This is a genomic window from Pseudomonas sp. MF7453 (genome assembly GCF_016405455.1).
In the GTDB taxonomy this organism is placed as follows: Bacteria; Pseudomonadota; Gammaproteobacteria; order Pseudomonadales; family Pseudomonadaceae; genus Aquipseudomonas; species Aquipseudomonas paralactis.
This window is the reverse complement of record NZ_JAEKCN010000010.1, coordinates 216,540-233,337: the sequence shown is the minus strand read 5'-3', so window position 1 is coordinate 233,337 and position 16,798 is coordinate 216,540. Positions and strand designations below refer to the sequence as shown.

18 protein-coding genes and 1 pseudogene are annotated in these 16,798 nt (G+C 59.6%); 12 read left to right on the top strand and 7 right to left on the bottom strand.

Annotated features, from left to right (window positions below; genetic code table 11):
* Positions 1-4: 4 nt before the first annotated feature.
* Positions 5-841, bottom strand: a complete 837-nt coding sequence (locus JFT63_RS17570; RefSeq protein WP_019820451.1) for a CvfB family protein — start codon at positions 839-841, stop codon at positions 5-7.
* 322 nt (positions 842-1,163) lie between these two features.
* On the opposite strand from JFT63_RS17570, the gene JFT63_RS17565 reads away from it, so the two are divergent.
* The 3 genes from JFT63_RS17565 (at position 1,164) to JFT63_RS17555 (ending at position 3,215) form a co-directional block, all read left to right on the top strand.
* Positions 1,164-1,343, top strand: coding sequence for a hypothetical protein (locus JFT63_RS17565; protein WP_003193095.1), 180 nt, complete (start codon positions 1,164-1,166; stop codon positions 1,341-1,343).
* Between the two features lie 213 nt (positions 1,344-1,556).
* Positions 1,557-2,279: a TorF family putative porin gene (locus tag JFT63_RS17560; protein ID WP_198844384.1), complete on the top strand. Its 723-nt coding sequence runs from the start codon at positions 1,557-1,559 to the stop codon at positions 2,277-2,279.
* Positions 2,280-2,345: 66 nt separating this feature from the next.
* A complete protein-coding gene (locus tag JFT63_RS17555; protein ID WP_198844383.1) occupies positions 2,346-3,215 on the top strand; it encodes a DUF6279 family lipoprotein in 870 nt (289 codons plus the stop codon).
* Between the two features lie 39 nt (positions 3,216-3,254).
* On the opposite strand, the gene JFT63_RS17550 is transcribed toward JFT63_RS17555, so the two are convergent.
* A complete protein-coding gene (locus JFT63_RS17550; RefSeq protein WP_057700969.1) occupies positions 3,255-3,656 on the bottom strand; it encodes a hypothetical protein in 402 nt (133 codons plus the stop codon).
* 155 nt (positions 3,657-3,811) lie between these two features.
* On the opposite strand from JFT63_RS17550, the gene JFT63_RS17545 reads away from it, so the two are divergent.
* Positions 3,812-4,087: a hypothetical protein gene (locus JFT63_RS17545; protein ID WP_057700970.1), complete on the top strand. Its 276-nt coding sequence runs from the start codon at positions 3,812-3,814 to the stop codon at positions 4,085-4,087.
* Between the two features lie 50 nt (positions 4,088-4,137).
* On the opposite strand, the gene JFT63_RS17540 is transcribed toward JFT63_RS17545, so the two are convergent.
* Positions 4,138-5,484 carry a DEAD/DEAH box helicase gene (locus tag JFT63_RS17540; RefSeq protein WP_005790219.1) on the bottom strand — a complete coding sequence of 449 codons (1,347 nt, stop codon included), beginning with the start codon at positions 5,482-5,484 and terminating at the stop codon, positions 4,138-4,140.
* Between the two features lie 192 nt (positions 5,485-5,676).
* On the opposite strand from JFT63_RS17540, the gene JFT63_RS17535 reads away from it, so the two are divergent.
* Positions 5,677-6,969 carry a mechanosensitive ion channel family protein gene (locus JFT63_RS17535; RefSeq protein ID WP_198844382.1) on the top strand — a complete coding sequence of 431 codons (1,293 nt, stop codon included), beginning with the start codon at positions 5,677-5,679 and terminating at the stop codon, positions 6,967-6,969.
* 16 nt (positions 6,970-6,985) lie between these two features.
* Here the strand turns inward: JFT63_RS17535 and JFT63_RS17530 are convergent, their stop codons facing one another.
* Positions 6,986-7,552, bottom strand: a complete 567-nt coding sequence (locus JFT63_RS17530; protein ID WP_198844381.1) for a TetR/AcrR family transcriptional regulator — start codon at positions 7,550-7,552, stop codon at positions 6,986-6,988.
* A 125-nt stretch (positions 7,553-7,677) separates the two neighbouring features.
* Between JFT63_RS17530 and JFT63_RS17525 the strand changes: the two genes are divergently transcribed.
* Positions 7,678-8,466, top strand: coding sequence for an SDR family NAD(P)-dependent oxidoreductase (locus tag JFT63_RS17525; RefSeq protein ID WP_198844380.1), 789 nt, complete (start codon positions 7,678-7,680; stop codon positions 8,464-8,466).
* A gap of 61 nt (positions 8,467-8,527) precedes the next feature.
* Positions 8,528-9,552 (top strand): annotated as a pseudogene (locus JFT63_RS17520) (NADP-dependent oxidoreductase).
* On the opposite strand, the gene JFT63_RS17515 reads toward JFT63_RS17520, so the two are convergent.
* From JFT63_RS17515 to JFT63_RS17505, 3 genes are all read right to left on the bottom strand, one after another.
* Positions 9,509-10,378: a carboxylate/amino acid/amine transporter gene (locus JFT63_RS17515; protein WP_034128297.1), complete on the bottom strand. Its 870-nt coding sequence runs from the start codon at positions 10,376-10,378 to the stop codon at positions 9,509-9,511. The pseudogene JFT63_RS17520 and the gene JFT63_RS17515 overlap by 44 nt on opposite strands.
* 203 nt (positions 10,379-10,581) lie before the next feature.
* Positions 10,582-11,181 (bottom strand): FMN-dependent NADH-azoreductase, encoded by a 600-nt coding sequence (locus tag JFT63_RS17510; protein ID WP_198706445.1) that lies wholly within the window; start codon positions 11,179-11,181, stop codon positions 10,582-10,584.
* 151 nt (positions 11,182-11,332) lie between these two features.
* Complete coding sequence (locus JFT63_RS17505) at positions 11,333-11,647, bottom strand: hypothetical protein (RefSeq protein ID WP_057700977.1); 315 nt, start codon at positions 11,645-11,647, stop codon at positions 11,333-11,335.
* 49 nt (positions 11,648-11,696) lie between these two features.
* Here JFT63_RS17505 and JFT63_RS17500 point away from each other — a divergent pair, with 49 nt between their 5' ends.
* The 5 genes from JFT63_RS17500 (at position 11,697) to aqpZ (ending at position 16,796) form a co-directional block, all read left to right on the top strand.
* Positions 11,697-12,620, top strand: a complete 924-nt coding sequence (locus tag JFT63_RS17500; protein WP_005790234.1) for a LysR family transcriptional regulator — start codon at positions 11,697-11,699, stop codon at positions 12,618-12,620.
* A gap of 14 nt (positions 12,621-12,634) precedes the next feature.
* Positions 12,635-13,438 (top strand): alpha/beta fold hydrolase, encoded by an 804-nt coding sequence (locus JFT63_RS17495; protein ID WP_198844379.1) that lies wholly within the window; start codon positions 12,635-12,637, stop codon positions 13,436-13,438.
* Positions 13,439-13,441: 3 nt separating this feature from the next.
* Positions 13,442-14,005 carry a peptidylprolyl isomerase gene (locus JFT63_RS17490; RefSeq protein WP_032879982.1) on the top strand — a complete coding sequence of 188 codons (564 nt, stop codon included), beginning with the start codon at positions 13,442-13,444 and terminating at the stop codon, positions 14,003-14,005.
* Positions 14,006-14,087: 82 nt separating this feature from the next.
* Complete coding sequence (locus JFT63_RS17485; RefSeq protein WP_057700980.1) at positions 14,088-15,920, top strand: ABC transporter ATP-binding protein; 1,833 nt, start codon at positions 14,088-14,090, stop codon at positions 15,918-15,920.
* Positions 15,921-16,094: 174 nt separating this feature from the next.
* Positions 16,095-16,796 (top strand): aquaporin Z, encoded by a 702-nt coding sequence (gene aqpZ / locus JFT63_RS17480; RefSeq protein WP_198706446.1) that lies wholly within the window; start codon positions 16,095-16,097, stop codon positions 16,794-16,796.
* Positions 16,797-16,798 lie beyond the last annotated feature (2 nt).

Below are 16,798 nucleotides of genomic sequence, written 5' to 3'. Positions count from 1 at the left end.
GTACTCAGCTTAGTTCAATGCGGTCCGCATGAATCACGATCTGGCCCTGTTTGTAGAGCGCACCAATGGCCTTCTTGAAGTTGCCCTTGCTGACGCCGAACAAGTTGCTGATCACCGCCGGATCACTTTTGTCGCTGACCGGCAGGGTGCCGTTGTTGTCGCGCAACTTGGCGAGGATCTTGGAGTTGAGGCTGGAGGCCGCTTCCTGGCCGACCGGCTGCAGGCTCAGGCTGATGTTGCCATCGGCACGGATCTCTTTGATGAAGCCTTTTTCTTCCTTGCCCGGGCGCAGGAACTTGAACACTTCGTTTTTGTGGATCAGGCCCCAGTGCTTGTTGTTGATAATCGCCTTGAAGCCCATGTCCGTGGCTTCAGCCACCAGCAGGTCGACTTCCTGGCCCACCTGGTAGTTGGCCGGCGTTTTGTCCAGGTAACGGTCAAGGCGTGCAGTGGCGGTAATGCGCTTGGTGTGTTTGTCCAGATAGACATGCACCACGCAATATTCACCCGCCGTCAGCTGACGCTTTTCTTCCGAATACGGCAGCAGCAGATCCTTCGGCAAGCCCCAGTCGAGGAACACCCCGATACTGTTGACCTCCACAACTTTCAAACTGGCAAATTCGCCGACTTGAACTTTGGGTTTTTCGGTGGTGGCGATAAGTTTGTCATCGCTGTCCAGATAAATGAAAACATTGAGCCAGTCTTCATCTTCACTGGGAATATCTTTAGGGATATACCGATTAGGCAAGAGGATTTCCCCGTCTTGCGCACCATCAAGGTACAAACCAAAGTTAGTGTGCTTGACCACTTGCAAGCTGTTGTAGCGCCCGACTAAAGCCATTTCCAATACCCTCATTGCGTGGGCGGCATTCTACCCGAGTTGGGCCCTGCACGCGCGCGCGCCTGAAAAATCGCGGGCTGGCATGGCGTTCTACTGGCATTGCCCCGCTCGTCTGATCAATCGGTTGAATTTTTCCACGCCGCCAGCCCGTAGCGCGCCGTTGGTTTCGAGCTAAAACAGTAAGTTAGCGCCTTATTTCATCATTTAACTTGGGCCATTTCCCAACCCGCCATTTATTCCCAGGGGATATTTGCCAAGCAATTGTCAAGTATTTCCTGTACGATGCCTGGCCAAGTTAATTTTCTACAGGTTAGTGGCCGCCATGCGTGTAAAAGCATCCAACAGCAAAGCAAAGCCAGCTCCCGCCGTTGAAACCAGCGAATCGATCAACAGCCAGATTGCTGCTTTCCTCAAGTCCGGCGGCGAAATCCAGCAAATTGCCAAGGGCGTGAGCGGCCAGACTTTCGGCCCGTCCAAGCAGATCAGCCTGGGCAAGAAATAATCGTTCTACCCGCGCACTGCATCTGGTCCCTAAGCGTCTTGCCTTCAAGGCGCTAGGACTAGAGTTCGAAACACCCTCGTACACCCTTCAATATCAAGCTAATCGACGAACGGGCCTCAATGCCTGGCATTCGCCGGTATCCTTGCACACGTCTAGCACGGGCATCTGCTCGAATCCATCGGTTACTGCTCCTCGCTTTTCATGGAGTGAAGCATGCTTAAACGCTGCATTTTCCTGGTCAGCATTCTGATCGCCAGCCCTCTGGCCGAAGCGCAGATTTTTCAGCGTGAACTGGGGGACTTCGACCTGAAATTGGGCACCACTCCCAGCCGCAGCATGGCCCAGGGCCTGGTCAAGCCTACTTCTCCGGGCAGCGATTCGTTCCACGGCGGCCTGGACCTGACCCACGACAGCGGCCTGTACTTCGGCCAGTTTTCCCCGAACATGGGCTTGTCCTCGGCCAGCAACCTCGAAGTCGATTCCTACATGGGCTTCAAACGCCCCTTCGACCAGACCCTGGGTTACGAAGTCGGCTTGATCCATTACAGCTACCCCAAACTCAGCCCCCTCGACAGCCAAGAGTTCTACGGTGGCCTGAACCTGTTGGGCAACCGCTTCGGCGTGTCCTTCAGCAACGACCCGGACCGCCAGGACAGCACCCTGTTCGCCGACCTCGGCGGCACCCAGCCCTTCGGCATCGGCGTCAGTATGAAATACACCACCCATCAATTGGGCACACCGGTGTCAGTGGAAAACGGCGCCATCAGCAGCTTCAGCGATTGGTCGGTACAACTTTCCCGCGCCTGGAAAGGCATTGACCTGGACCTGATCTACAGTGACTCCAGCCTCAGTGGCGGTGACTGCTCGGCCTACTCCGGACACAATTCGCAATGTGACGGCCTGTTGACCTTGAAGGTCGTGCGGTCGTTTTATTGATGGGCTGAACTGTCGCACCCCGCGCAGGTTCACATGCATTAACCCCATCCGTGCAAGGACTCGCCCATGTTGCGCCGGCTCAAACTCCTGATGGTACTGCTGACCCTGAGCCTGGTGCTCGCCGGCTGCAATCGTGTCGGCCTGGCCTACCGCAACCTCGACGTGATCATCCCCTGGAGCCTCAACGACTACCTGGACATGAACGCCGGGCAGAAAAGCTGGTTCAACGACACCCTCAAGGAACACCTGGCCTGGCACTGCACCACGCAATTGCCTGGCTACCTGGACTGGCTGGACCGCCTGCAGCAAATGGTCGACAGCAACCGGGTCACCGACGCCGCGTTGCAAGCCCGTACCGTCGAAGCCAAACAGGCAATTGCCGAGATTGCGCGGGAAGTCACGCCGTCGGCCGTGCAACTGCTGCAAGGCCTGGACGATCAACAGGTCAAGGATATGAACGACGCACTGGCCAAGGACTTGCGCAAACGCCAGGACGAATACCTCAAGCCGCCGCTGGACCAGCAAATCAAGGAACGCGCCGCGCGCATGAGTAAGCGTCTGGACGCCTGGATCGGCCCGTTGAACGTCAGCCAGCAAAATCGCGTGACGGCCTGGTCCACTGCTTTGGACGACCAGAACCAGGCGTGGATCGGCAATCGCGCCCATTGGCAGGCGCAGTTTATCGAGGCCGTCGAGCACCGCCACGACGCCGACTTCCCGCAGAAAATGCAACGTTTGCTGGTGGACCGAGAGAGCCTATGGACGCCTGAATACCGCGCTGCCTATGCCCAGACGGAAGCGGCAGCGCGCAGCCTGATCGTGGACCTGATGGCTGAGAGCAGCGTGCAACAGCGTCAGAAACTGAAGCAAAAAATCGACGGCGTTCGGAGCGATTTCAAAGCACTTAAATGCCTCAAGGCCGGCGCAAATCAATAGGAATGGGAGCATGGTTCCCATCCCTATTGGACTCAGGAGTTATATAGCGCCACCGGCAATCGCAGCTTTGGAAGCGACTTGATCGAAGGTCGCTTCATCCAGCGCGTCCTCCTGCTCGTCCATCACTTGACGGGGGTGCTCATGGCCAGGGATCGAACTGTCGATCAACGCCAGCAGACGTGCACCGCGCGCCGTCAGGATGAAGTTCTCACCATTACCGCCCTCTTCTTCCGGACGCGACTCGATAAAGCCGCGCTTGAACAACAGCGCCTCATAGTCGGCGGCGGTTTTTTTCAACGCATCCAGGTTGCCCGTGTCCTCGCCGGCCGTGGCTTTCTCGGCCGCTTCCTGCTCGGCGTATTTGCGCGGGGCGAAGCTGCCTTCGCCGTTCTGCACTTCGTGCAGCAAACGTTCGATCAGATCCCAGTTGTAAGTCGTCATCCTGATTCCTCCTGCAGGCCGATGGAAAATGAGCCCGTCACAGGTAGTGACACGTTCTGGCACCGGCCGTTCACCTGAATGGACGGGCGTCATTTCTCTGAACTTTCCAGACGTTCGCCGCCTCAACTGCACATCACCGCCAAGGAAGCCCGACCATGAAAACCCTGATGAACCTGGCGATTGTCGCCACGCTGTTGAGCGCCCTGCCCGCCTGGGCCTGCACGCCCGAGGAAGCCACAGCCAAGCGCAAAGCGCTGGCCAATGAAGTGACCCGGCTGACGGAGCAGAACCCGACCAAGGCCAAGGAGATGAATGACGAGTTGCAGAAAATGGACCTGGACACCGAAAGCGCCGAGTTTCCCGACAAATGCCAGTTGATCGACGCCCGGCTCAAGGAGCTGAAAGAAGCCGCCTCCAAGGCTAAAAACTGAGGGCGAAAAAAAACCGGACACTGTCGTCCGGTTTTTTTCTGCCTGGCTGCTTATTCGGCAGCCGGCGCTTCTGGCTTGCGGCGCTTGAGCGGCGCCATGCCGTCCTTGCTGACGAGCGACAGGTTGTCGGTCTTCGGCCGGTTGGCGATCTTGCGCTTGGTCGGTGACTTGGCGCCGGTTTTCTTTTTGTCGCCCTTGGCGTCGGTCTTTTTCTTCTTCACGCCAACGGCCTTGCCCGACGCCTTGACCTTCTTCGGCCCGGTGTAAGTGCCTTTGACTTCCTTGATGGTGCGGCGCTCGAACGACTGCTTGAGGTAGCGCTCGATGCTCGACATCAGGTTCCAATCGCCGTGGCAGATCAGCGAGATGGCCAGGCCATCGTTGCCGGCGCGCCCGGTACGGCCGATACGGTGTACGTATTCGTCGCCGCTGCGGGGCATGTCGAAGTTGATCACCAGGTCCAGGCCATCAACGTCCAGGCCACGGGCAGCCACGTCGGTGGCTACCAGGATCTTCACGCCGCCCGCCTTGAGGCGGTCGATGGCCAGCTTGCGGTCCTTCTGGTCTTTCTCGCCGTGCAGCACGAACGCCTTGTATTCCTGCGCGACCAAACGTCCGTAGATACGGTCGGCGGCGGCACGGGTGTTGGTGAACACGATGGCTTTCTGATAGGTCTCGTTGGCCAGCAACCAGTTCAGAATCTGTTCTTTGTGCACGTTGTGGTCAGCGGTCACGATCTGCTGACGCGTGGTGGCGTTCAGGTCGCTGACGTTGTTGACCTGCAAGTGCTCAGGGTTGTTCAGCACCTTGGCAACCATGTCGCGCAGGGTCGAACCGCCGGTGGTGGCGGAGAACAGCATGGTCTGCTGGCGGTTGACGCATTCAGCAACCAGGCGCTGCACGTCATCGGCAAAGCCCATGTCGAGCATACGGTCGGCTTCGTCGAGCACCAGTACTTCGACTTCCTTGAGGTCGAGGTTGCCGGCGTTGAGCTGCTCGATCATGCGCCCCGGGGTGCCGATCAGAATATCCGGCACCTTACGCAGCATGGCGGCCTGGACCTTGAAATCTTCGCCGCCGGTAATGATGCCCGACTTGATGAAGGTGAACTGCGAGAAGCGCTCGACTTCCTTGAGGGTCTGCTGGGCCAGCTCGCGGGTCGGCAGCAGGATCAGGGTCTTGATACTGACGCGGACCTTGGCCGGGCCAATCAGACGGTTCAGAACCGGCAAGACGAAAGCAGCGGTCTTGCCGCTGCCGGTTTGCGCCGTCACCCGCAGGTCACGCCCTTGGAGCGCGAGCGGGATGGCCGCTGCTTGCACAGGCGTAGGCTCGACAAATTTAAGCTCGGCCACGGCTTTGAGCAGGCGTTCGTGCAGGGCGAATTGGGAAAACACGGGTGCTACCTCGAAGAAATACAAAATATCAGCTGCATAGGTTACCGGTTTCGGGCGCCCAAACCGAGTTTCTTTACGCGAACGGGACTAATCAGCTGCTTTTTTGTCAGCGATTTTGTCCAGAGCGTCAACTTTGTTGCACTTAAATGCTCTAATCGGCCCGTGTTGTCTTACAGAAGAATCGGTTCACTCATGGATATCAAACAGCTCTGGCTCAACGTCCAAGACCTTTGGGGCGCCCTCGATGAACATCCGGTCCTGCATTCCAGCCTCGGCTTGCTGGTGCTGCTGGTGGTGGCACTGCTGGTTGGACGGGTAGCGCGTTACCTCATCCTGCACGCGGTCAAATTGCTTGGCCGGCAACCGGCCCTGCACTGGTTGAACGATCTGCGACATAACAAAGTCTTCCATCGCCTGGCGCAAATGACGCCGCCCCTGGTGATCCAGTTCGGCCTGTACCTGGTACCTGACCTGAGCAAGACCGCCATTCTGTTTATCGGTAACGTGGCGCTGGCGATCACCATTCTGTTCATGGTGTTGGCCTTGAGCGCCCTGCTCAACGCCCTGTTGGATATCTACGCACGCACCGAACACGCACGCACCCGCTCGATCAAGGGTTATGTGCAGTTGGCAAAAATGGTGTTGTTCGTGTTTGGCGCAATCATCATCGTCGCCACCCTGATCGACCGTTCGCCGCTGTTGCTGCTGTCTGGCCTGGGTGCGATGTCGGCGGTGATTCTGTTGGTGTACAAGGACACGCTGCTGTCGTTCGTCGCCAGTGTGCAGTTGACCAGCAACGACATGCTGCGGGTTGGCGACTGGATCGAAATGCCCCAGGTGGGTGCCGATGGCGATGTGGTGGACATCACTCTGCATACGGTCAAGGTGCAGAATTTCGACAAGACCATCGTTTCCATCCCGACCTGGCGCTTGATGTCCGAGTCGTTCAAGAACTGGCGCGGTATGCAGGCCTCCGGTGGGCGCCGTATCAAGCGCAGCCTGTACATCGACGCCAGCGGCGTACGCTTCCTGAACGACGAGGAAGAAGTGCGCATGACCCAGGTGCACTTGCTCAGCGGCTATATCAGCCGCAAGCAGGCCGAACTCAAGGCCTGGAACGAGGCCCAGGGCCACAGAGCGCAACTGTCGGCCAACCGTCGGCGCATGACCAACCTCGGCACCTTTCGCGCCTACGCACTGGCATACCTGCAAAGCCACCCGGACATCCAGCCGAACATGACCTGCATGGTGCGCCAGATGCAAACCACTGCCCAGGGCGTGCCACTGGAGATCTACTGCTTTACCCGCACCACGGCGTGGGCAGATTACGAGCGGATCCAGGGGGATATTTTCGATTATCTACTGGCAGTGTTGCCGGAGTTCGGGTTGAGCCTGTATCAGCAGCCGAGCGGTAATGACCTGCGCGCTGGCGTGCTGCCAGCATTGGCCGGGGCCACGCAGGTGTCCGTCGCCGAAACGGCATGAGGTGATGCGAACGGGATTACGGCAGTGACGCCGTAATCTCCTTGCGGCAAACCTCAAGCACTTCATCGGCCAGTGCGGAATCATCCGGGCACGCCCGCGACAGCATGATTGCGCCGATGGCATGGGCCATGCTGTCGAGCATTTTCGCACGCAGGCCTTCTTGCGGCGTCTCATGAGCCGCGTTGTACTTTGCTTCCAGGGTCTGCAGGGTGTTTTCCAAACCCTCGGCAAAGGTCGCCTTCAGCGTGTCCGATTGACGGGCGGCATCGGCACACAACGCCGCCAATGTGCATCCGCCGCCGCGATGGTCGCGGTGCTGCCTGGACAGGTAAACCTCGAAAAACTGCTCCACCTCCCTCTCCGCGCTGTCGGCCAGTGACTGCGCCAGGCTATTGGCGGCGGCTTCCGCCATCAAGTCCGCCTTGGAACCGAAATGCTTGTAAAAGCCGCCTTGGGTAAAACCAGCCGCAGCCATCAACTCGGCCACGCCCACCCCATCGAAACCCCGCTCGCGGAACAGCTCGGAAGCTGTCGCGACGATATGGGCCCGATTGCTCTGTGACTGCGCCTTGGTGATCTTCATGTCTGTGGTCCTGACAGCGTGCGAGATAGGCATATTACTATGATGTCGATCATAATCAAAACCGTTGACAGCTTTGATTATGATCAACATCATAAAACCTCCTCGCACTCACAGAGCATCACACCATGAGCACTTCCAACACCGTTCTGATCACTGGCGCTTCGACCGGTATTGGCGCCGCCTACGCCGAACGCTTTGCCGCACGCGGCCACGACCTCGTACTGGTCGCCCGTGACATCGCGCGCCTGGAAGCGCTCGCCGCCAGGCTGGGTGAGCACCACGCCGTCAGCGTTGATATCCTCCCGGCCGACCTGACCCAGAACGCTGACCTGGCCGCAGTTGAAGCGCGCCTGCGCGACGACGCCAGCATTGGCACGCTAGTCAATAATGCAGGCGCCGCGCAGTCCGGCAGTTTTATTGAACAGTCCACCGACAGCGTCGCGCAGTTGGTCGCCCTCAACACCACGGCGCTGGTACGCCTGGCCAGTGCCATCGCCCCGCGCCTGGCGGCAGCGGGCAACGGCGCTATCATCAACATTGGCTCGGTAGTGGGCCTGGCCCCGGAATTCGGCATGACGGTATACGGCGCGACCAAGGCGTTCGCGCTGTTCCTGTCCCAGGGCATGAGCCTGGAGCTGGCGCCCAAAGGCGTGTACGTGCAAGCCGTGCTGCCCGCCGCCACGCGTACCGAGATCTGGGAGCGTGCGGGCATTGATATCAACACCCTCACGGACGTGATGGAAGTGGGTGATCTGGTGGACGCAGCGCTGGTCGGTTTCGACCGCCGCGAGCCGGTGACCATTCCGCCGTTGCAGGACGGCGCCCGTTGGGACGCGTTGCAGGCTGCGCGGCAAGGCTTGCTGGCGCAGATCAAGCAGTCCCAGGTTGCCGAGCGTTACCTGGCCAACGCCTGATCAACCGGTAGCAGGCGTGCTCCGCGCCTGCCCTTCTCACCGAAGCAACGAGCGTTGAACCATGGAGGCATTTTCCATCGAACGGTACGGCAAGCAGCCCGGCCGCCTCATCGAGACCCCCGCGCCTGTTGTGGGTGAGCATGACGTGCTGGTTCAGGTGCGGGCCAGCAGCGTCAATGTGCTGGATGCAAAGATCGCCAAGGGCGAATTCAAACTGATCCTGCCCTATGCGTTGCCGTTGACACTGGGCAATGACCTGGCCGGCGTGGTGCTCAGCGTCGGCGCTGCGGTACGACGCTTCAAACCGGGGGACGAAGTCTACGCCCGCCCCAGCAACGTATCGGCACCTTCGCCGAGCGGATTGCCGTGCACGAAGACGCACTGGCGCGCAAACCCGACAACATCACTATGGAGCAAGCCGCGGCCCTGCCCCTGGTCGCGCTCACGGCGTGGCAGGTGCTGGTGGAAACCGCGAAGCTGAAGAAAGGCCAGAAGGTTTTCATTCATGCGGGCTCAGGCGGGGTGGGCAGTATCGCCATCCAGCTGGCCAAGCATTTGGGCGCTTTTGTCGCCACCACCACCAGCACCGCCAATGTGGAGTGGGTCAAGGCGTTGGGCGCGGATGTAGTGATCGACTACAAACAGCAAGCCTTCGAGGCCGTGCTGCGCGATTACGATGTGGTGCTGAACAGCCTGGGCCCGGATGCACTGGCCAAGTCACTGAAGATGCTCAAGCCCGGCGGTCAGCTCATCTCCATCTCCGGGCCGCCGACGCCCGCCTTCGCCCGCGCCCAGAACCTGCCATGGGCATTAGGCCTGGTCATGGGCCTGTTGAGCAGCGGTATCCGCAGGAAAGCACGCAAGCAAGGCGTGAGCTATGAGTTTGTCTTCATGCGTGCCAGTGGCGTACAACTGGATGAAATCACCGCGCTGGTCGAGTCCGGCAGTATCCGGCCGGTTATCGACCGTACCTTTCCTTTCGAATCCACAGCGGCGGCCCTGGACTATGTCGAACAAGGCCGCGCCAAAGGCAAGGTGGTGATCACGATGGAGACGACACCGCCCGACGCACACCCAGCCGGCTGATCCAAACCGCCCCCAGAATCACCAGGCCGCCCAGGGCCAGACGGCCCAGCGGTTCGTGCTGGTTCCAGATCAGCAGGTTCAGCAACAGCCCCACCGGCACATGCAGGTTGTTCATCACCGCCAGGGTGCCGCCGTTGACCAGGCAGGCGCCCTTGTTCCACCAGTACATGCCCAGCGCGGTGCTGACCAAACCAAGGAACACCAGCACACCCCATTGCAGCGGCGCTTGCGGCAAAAAATCGGCCTTGCCGAACAGCAGGAACGCCGGCAACACCACCAACAAGGCGCCCAGGTAGAAATAACCGAAACGCCGGAAGTGCGGCTGGTCACTGGGATAACGTGCCACCAGGTGCTTGTACATGACTTGCCCGGCGGCGTAGGTGAAGTTGGCCAATTGCAGCAGCAAGAACCCCATCAGGAAGTGCGGGGTGATCTGATCGAAACGAATCACTGCCGCACCGCCCACCGCCACGAGGGCCGCGACCAGCGCCCAGGGATTGAAGCGGCGATTAAGCGCGTCCTCTATCAGGGTCACATGCAGCGGGGTGAGGATGGTGAACAGCAGCACTTCCGGCACCGTCAGCACGCGAAAGCTCAGGTACAGGCATACGTAGGTCACGCCGAACTGCAATGCACCGATCACCAACATGCCGCGCATGAACGCAGGCTCCACCGAGCGCCAGCGGGTCAGCGGGATAAAGATCAGCCCGGCCAGCACTACCCGCACCAGCACAGCGAAGTAGCTGTCGACGTGACCGGCGAGGTATTCGCCGATCAAGCTGAAGGAAAATGCCTGAATCAGAGTAACAACCAGTAAATAGCCCATGCGCGCCTCGTTTCGAATGGGCGCGACATTAAAGCTTTTCCAGCCGTGAAGAAACTCAAGGCAAAAAAAACCCGACCTCGCTAAAGCGGCAGTCGGGCAGGAGCACTCAGGAGCAACAAGTGCAAAGGGAGGTTCGATACGCGTACTTGAAGGGTTGGCGTGGCGCTATATAAACAGCTCGCGATTATCTGGCGATTAACGGATCACGCCACCTGTGCGAGCAAGGCTTTGGCATGGTTGATGCCTTTTTCCTGGAAGTCGCTGCTCAGGTTCACCCCTTCGGCGTGAATGAAAGTCACGTCGTGAATGCCGATAAAGGCCATGACCTGGCGCAGGTAGGGTTCCTGATGGTCCGAGGTGGCCCCGGTGTGAATGCCGCCACGGGCGGTCAGCACGATGGCACGCTTGCCGGTCAACAAGCCTTGCGGCCCGGTGGCGGTGTACTTGAACGTGACGCCGGCGCGCAGCACGTGATCCAGCCAGGCTTTGAGGGTGCTGGGAATGGCGAAGTTGTACATCGGTGCAGCCATTACCAACACATCGGCGGCGAGCAGTTCTTCGGTCAATTCGTTGGAGCGGTCCAGAGACACCTGTTCGCTGTCGTTACGCTGCTCTTCAGGTTTCATCCAGCCGCCAAGCAGGTTGGCGTCCAGGTGTGGAACCGGGTTGAGCGCCACGTCGCGCACGGTGATCTGATCGGCCGGGTGGGCAGCCCGCCATTGGCTGATGAACTGTTGGGTGAGCTGGCGAGAGATAGAATCCTGCTGGCGCGCACTGCTTTCGATGATCAGAACGTTGGACATGGCTACGTAGGCTCCATCGGTAAAGGTTGTAAGTCGATGGAGAGAAGATTAACCAGGGCTAATTCGATTAAAAAGCGCAAAAAACTGCTATAACCCATCTATAAATTTGTTTATAAGCGGAGTACGCCTGTGGACATGCTCCGCTATCGCTTTATTTGGGGCTGCAGTTCAAGGCGATGCGCATCTTGATGATGGAGCGGTTGAACCTGACCGTGCTGTTGGTGCTTTTGCCTGCCGGCACGGTCACGGTGCGACGGCGCGGTGATTCCGGGCCGTTGGTGAAGATTACCGAACACACTGCATCCTGGTTGCCGTAGTTGTTTAGCTGAATCGAGCTGATGTCTGCGTCTACGTCGGAGGCGGTGTAATCAATGCTTACGCCATCGATCTTTTTCGTCACGTCGATAGGGTAGGCAAATGCGCTCATCGGCAGCAGCGCCAGCAACACACAACACAACTTTCTCATTCGGCAGTCTCCAATAAGGACCGCCAGCTTAGGACAAGAGGAGCTCATCTTGAAAGCGCCCCGCGTTACCCTCGATCAATGGCGCACGTTGCAGGCCGTGGTTGACCACGGTGGCTTCGCCCAGGCGGCTGAAGCGCTGCACCGTTCGCAATCTTCAGTGAGCTACACCGTGGCCCGTATGCAGGATCAACTCGGCGTGCCGCTGCTGCGTATCGATGGGCGCAAGGCGGTGCTCACCGAGGCCGGCGAAGTGCTGCTGCGCCGCTCCCGCCAACTGGTGAAAAACGCCAGCCAACTGGAAGACCTCGCCCACCACATGGAACAGGGCTGGGAAGCCGAAGTGCGGCTGGTGGTGGATGCGGCCTACCCCAATGCCCGCCTGGTGCGCGCGCTGACTGCGTTTATGCCGCAAAGCCGCGGCTGCCGGGTGCGCTTGCGTGAAGAGGTGTTGTCCGGCGTTGAAGAACTGCTGATCGAAGGCGTAGCCGACCTGGCGATTTGCGGTTTCAGTATCCCCGGTTACCTGGGTACCGAAATGAGCGATGTGGAATTCATCGCCGTGGCCCACCCCGAACATGCATTGCACCGTATGAATCGCGAGCTGAGCTTCCAGGACCTGGAAAGCCAGATGCAAGTGGTCATCCGCGACTCCGGTCGTCAGCAACCGCGCGACGTGGGTTGGTTGGGTGCCGAACAGCGCTGGACCGTCGGCAGCCTGGCCACCGCCGCCGCCTTCGTGGGCAGCGGCCTGGGCTTTGCCTGGCTGCCACGGCACATGATCGAGCGTGAACTGGCCGAAGGCGTACTCAAGCAACTGCCCTTGGAACAGGGCGGCAGCCGTCACCCGACGTTCTATCTTTACTCCAACAAGGACAAACCCCTGGGGCCGGCGACGCAGATTCTTGTGGAGTTGCTGCGCACCTTTGACACCGCCCCCCTGGACGCGCCTTTCGCCGCCCCCCGACAAGCCTGAAACGGAGTTCACCCATGGCCTGGTTCGACCACGAAGGCTGCAGCCTGCACTACGAGGAATACGGCCACGGCGCTCCGCTGATCCTGATTCACGGCCTGGGCTCCAGCAGCCAGGATTGGGAGCTGCAAGTGCCGGTACTGGCCCGGCACTATCGCCTGATCGTGGTCGACGTGCGCGGGCATGGCCGCTCCGATAAGCCCCGCGAGCGTTACAGCATTCAGGGCTTCACGTTCGACCTGTTGGCCCTGATCGAACACCTGGACCTGCCGCCTGCCCACGTTGTGGGTTTATCCATGGGTGGCATGATCGCCTTCCAACTGGCGGTGGACGACCCCGCGCGGGTCACAAGCCTGTGCATCGTCAACAGTGCGCCCGAAGTCAAAGTGCGCAGTGCAGGTGACTATTGGCAGTGGGCCAAACGCTGGACCCTGGCCCGCGTGCTCAGCCTGAGCACCATCGGCAAGGCCCTGGGCAACCGACTGTTCCCCAAACCTGCACAGGCCGACCTGCGCCGCAAGATGGCCGAACGCTGGGCAAGCAACGACAAACGTGCTTATCTCGCCAGCTTCGACGCGATTGTGGGCTGGGGCGTACAGGAACAACTTTCACGAATTACCTGTCCAACCCTGGTCATCAGCGCTGACCACGACTACACCCCCGTGGCGCAGAAAGAAATCTATGTAAAACTGCTGCCCGATGCGCGACTGGTGGTGATCGAAGATTCCCGCCATGCCACGCCCTTGGATCAACCCGAAGTCTTTAACGCGACCTTGCTCGATTTTCTAAAGACAGTCGAAACCACTACCCAGGATCACTGACCCATGCTGAAAAAAATCGCCTTCTTTGCCGGTTCCGTTTTGTTCGCTGCCAACCTGATGGCGGCCGAACCTGCCAAGGCGCCCCACGTATTGATCTCCACCACCAATGGCGACATTGAAATCGAACTGGACCCGGTCAAGGCGCCGATCAGCACCAAGAACTTCCTCGCCTATGTCGACAAGGGTTTCTACACCAACACGATTTTCCACCGCGTAATCCCGGGCTTCATGGTCCAGGGCGGCGGGTTCACCCAACAAATGTCGCAAAAACCGACTGAAGCACCGATCAAGAACGAGGCCAGCAATGGCCTGCATAACGTGCGCGGCACCCTGTCCATGGCCCGCACCAATGACCCTAACTCGGCCACCAGCCAGTTCTTCATCAACGTAGCCGACAATGCCTTCCTCGACCCGGGTCGCGATGCCGGTTACGCCGTGTTCGCCAAGGTGGTCAAGGGCATGGATGTGGTCGACATCATCGTCAACTCCCAGACCACCACCAAGCAGGGCATGCAGAACGTGCCAATCGATCCTGTGTTGATCAAGTCGGCCAAGCGCATCGACTGAGGTCTGCAGCTAGCTTCGCGTGGTGCCCATACGGCACCGCGCGCATTTGAAAGGAGAGCCCGCCCGGCGGGCGTCAAACCCAATGCTCTATCGTCGCTTTGAACAACTGATCGATATTTTCCGCGACGCTCCCAGCGCGGCCCCTCCCGAAAAAGTCCTGCCCTTCTATCTCTATTACCTGCGCCAGGTGTGGCCCTGCTTCGCCGCACTGTTGGTGGTGGGACTGGTCGGAGCGCTTATCGAAGTGGCGCTGTTCAGCTACCTGAGCCGCATCATCGACCTGGCCCAGGGCACACCGCCGGCGAATTTCTTCCAGATCCACAGCGCCGAGCTGATCTGGATGGCCGTGGTTGCCCTGCTGCTGCGCCCACTCTTCAACGGCCTGCATGACTTGCTGGTGCACCAGACCATCAACCCCGGCATGACCAGCCTGATTCGCTGGCAGAACCACAGCTACGTGCTCAAGCAGAGCCTGAACTTCTTCCAGAACGATTTCGCCGGGCGCATCGCCCAGCGGATCATGCAAACCGGCAACTCTTTGCGGGATTCGGCAGTGGCGACGGCAGAAGCCATCTGGCACGTGTCGATCTACGCCATCAGTGCCCTGGTGCTGTTTGCCGAGGCTGACTGGCGGCTGATGATCCCGCTGATCACCTGGATCGTCTGCTACAGCCTGGCCCTTCGTTACTTCGTACCACGGGTGAAGGAACGCTCGGTGATCTCCTCCGAGGCGCGCTCCAAATTGATGGGTCGAATCGTCGACGGCTATACCAATATCACCACCTTGAAGCTGTTCGCCCATACGCAGAACGAACAGGAATACGCCAAGCAAGCGATCATCGAACAGACCGAAAAAACCCAACTGGCCGCCCGCGTGCTCACCAGCATGGACACCGTGATCTGTATCTTGAACGGCCTGCTGATTGTGACCACCACCGGCCTGGCTTTGTGGCTGTGGACCCAGTCGCTGATTTCCGTGGGCGCAATTGCTCTGGCTACCGGCCTGGTGATCCGCATCGTCAACATGTCCGGCTGGATCATGTGGGTGGTCAACGGCATCTTCGAAAATATCGGCATCGTGCAGGACGGCTTGAAAACCATCGCCCAGCCACTGGCCGTGACCGACCGTGAAAACGCCCCGCGCCTGAAAGTCCCCCATGCCCAAGTGCACTTTGAGCAGGTGGATTTTCACTACGGCAAGAAGAGCGGGATCATTGGTGGCCTCAACCTCAACATTAAGGCCGGGGAAAAGATCGGCTTGATCGGCCCGTCCGGCGCAGGCAAATCGACGCTGGTCAACCTGCTGTTGCGCCTCTACGACCTGCAAGGCGGGCGCATCCTGATCGACGGCCAGAACATCGCCGACGTGGCCCAGGAAAGCCTGCGCGCCCAGATCGGCATGATCACCCAGGACACATCACTGCTGCACCGTTCGATCCGCGACAACCTGCTGTATGGCAAACCGGACGCAACCGACGAAGAGCTCTGGGCTGCTGTGCACAAGGCTCGCGCCGATGAGTTTATCCCGCTGCTGTCGGATTCCGAGGGCCGCACCGGGCTGGACGCCCATGTGGGTGAGCGCGGGGTGAAACTCTCCGGCGGTCAACGTCAACGTATCGCCATCGCCCGTGTGCTGCTCAAGGACGCGCCTATCCTGATCATGGACGAAGCCACCTCGGCATTGGACTCGGAAGTGGAAGCGGCAATCCAGGAGAGCCTGGAAACCCTGATGCAGGGCAAGACGGTGATTGCGATCGCCCACCGGTTGTCGACCATTGCGCGAATGGATCGCCTGGTAGTACTGGAGAAAGGCCAGATTGCCGAAAGCGGCAGCCATTCCGAGTTGCTGGCGCAGGGCGGGCTTTATTCGCGATTGTGGCAGCACCAGACCGGCGGATTTGTCGGAATAGACTGATTTCATTGGATAGGTGCGTGGGCAATTCCGAACAATTCTGACAGTTTTCTCTATCGAGCTGGTCTTGCGACACAATCCTGCTGTACTGCAATCAGGCCCCAGGAGGGCCCTGATTTAGGCGGCAGGGAAGCCACAAAGACCGTTAATCAGATAGAGCAATCTAAGGAAGTGTTCATGTCACTGTTCAAACGTTCCGTAACGGAAGGGCTGGGTACGTTTTGGCTGGTGTTGGGCGGCTGCGGGAGTGCGGTACTGGCAGCCGCTTTCCCGAACGTCGGAATCGGCCTGCTCGGCGTGGCTCTGGCTTTCGGGCTCACCGTGCTGACCATGGCGTTTGCCATCGGGCATATCAGCGGCTGTCACCTCAACCCGGCCGTTTCGGTGGGGCTGGTAGTGGGCGGAAGATTTCCGGCCAGGGAGTTGCCGGCCTACATCGTGTCTCAGGTGATCGGTGCCACCATCGCCGCCGCGCTGCTGTATTTCATTGCCAGCGGCAAACCCGGCTTTGAACTGGCGAGCGGCCTGGCCTCCAACGGCTATGGCGAACACTCACCCGGTGGTTACTCGATGGCGGCAGGGTTGGTCTGTGAGCTGGTGATGACGGCGATGTTCGTGCTGATCATCCTGGGCGCCACCGACCGCCGCGCCCCCGCAGGCTTCGCGCCCATCGCCATTGGCCTGGGGCTGACGCTGATCCACCTTATCTCCATCCCGGTGACCAACACCTCGGTCAACCCGGCCCGCAGCACGGGGCCTGCGTTGATTGTCGGCGGCTGGGCGCTGCAGCAGTTGTGGCTGTTCTGGCTCGCGCCGATCCTCGGCGCGGTGATCGGCGGCCTTACCTACCGATGGTTGGGTGCAGAAAAAACCGCTTGACC

Coding starts and splice junctions, on each gene's coding strand:
- JFT63_RS17570 (WP_019820451.1), bottom strand. CDS start 841: ATGGCTTTAGTCGGGCGCTACAACAGCTTGCAAGTGGTCAAGCACACT.
- JFT63_RS17565 (WP_003193095.1), top strand. CDS start 1,164: ATGCGTGTAAAAGCATCCAACAGCAAAGCAAAGCCAGCTCCCGCCGTT.
- JFT63_RS17560 (WP_198844384.1), top strand. CDS start 1,557: ATGCTTAAACGCTGCATTTTCCTGGTCAGCATTCTGATCGCCAGCCCT.
- JFT63_RS17555 (WP_198844383.1), top strand. CDS start 2,346: ATGTTGCGCCGGCTCAAACTCCTGATGGTACTGCTGACCCTGAGCCTG.
- JFT63_RS17550 (WP_057700969.1), bottom strand. CDS start 3,656: ATGACGACTTACAACTGGGATCTGATCGAACGTTTGCTGCACGAAGTG.
- JFT63_RS17545 (WP_057700970.1), top strand. CDS start 3,812: ATGAAAACCCTGATGAACCTGGCGATTGTCGCCACGCTGTTGAGCGCC.
- JFT63_RS17535 (WP_198844382.1), top strand. CDS start 5,677: ATGGATATCAAACAGCTCTGGCTCAACGTCCAAGACCTTTGGGGCGCC.
- JFT63_RS17530 (WP_198844381.1), bottom strand. CDS start 7,552: ATGAAGATCACCAAGGCGCAGTCACAGAGCAATCGGGCCCATATCGTC.
- JFT63_RS17525 (WP_198844380.1), top strand. CDS start 7,678: ATGAGCACTTCCAACACCGTTCTGATCACTGGCGCTTCGACCGGTATT.
- JFT63_RS17515 (WP_034128297.1), bottom strand. CDS start 10,378: ATGGGCTATTTACTGGTTGTTACTCTGATTCAGGCATTTTCCTTCAGC.
- JFT63_RS17510 (WP_198706445.1), bottom strand. CDS start 11,181: ATGTCCAACGTTCTGATCATCGAAAGCAGTGCGCGCCAGCAGGATTCT.
- JFT63_RS17505 (WP_057700977.1), bottom strand. CDS start 11,647: ATGAGAAAGTTGTGTTGTGTGTTGCTGGCGCTGCTGCCGATGAGCGCA.
- JFT63_RS17495 (WP_198844379.1), top strand. CDS start 12,635: ATGGCCTGGTTCGACCACGAAGGCTGCAGCCTGCACTACGAGGAATAC.
- JFT63_RS17490 (WP_032879982.1), top strand. CDS start 13,442: ATGCTGAAAAAAATCGCCTTCTTTGCCGGTTCCGTTTTGTTCGCTGCC.
- JFT63_RS17485 (WP_057700980.1), top strand. CDS start 14,088: ATGCTCTATCGTCGCTTTGAACAACTGATCGATATTTTCCGCGACGCT.
- aqpZ (WP_198706446.1), top strand. CDS start 16,095: ATGTCACTGTTCAAACGTTCCGTAACGGAAGGGCTGGGTACGTTTTGG.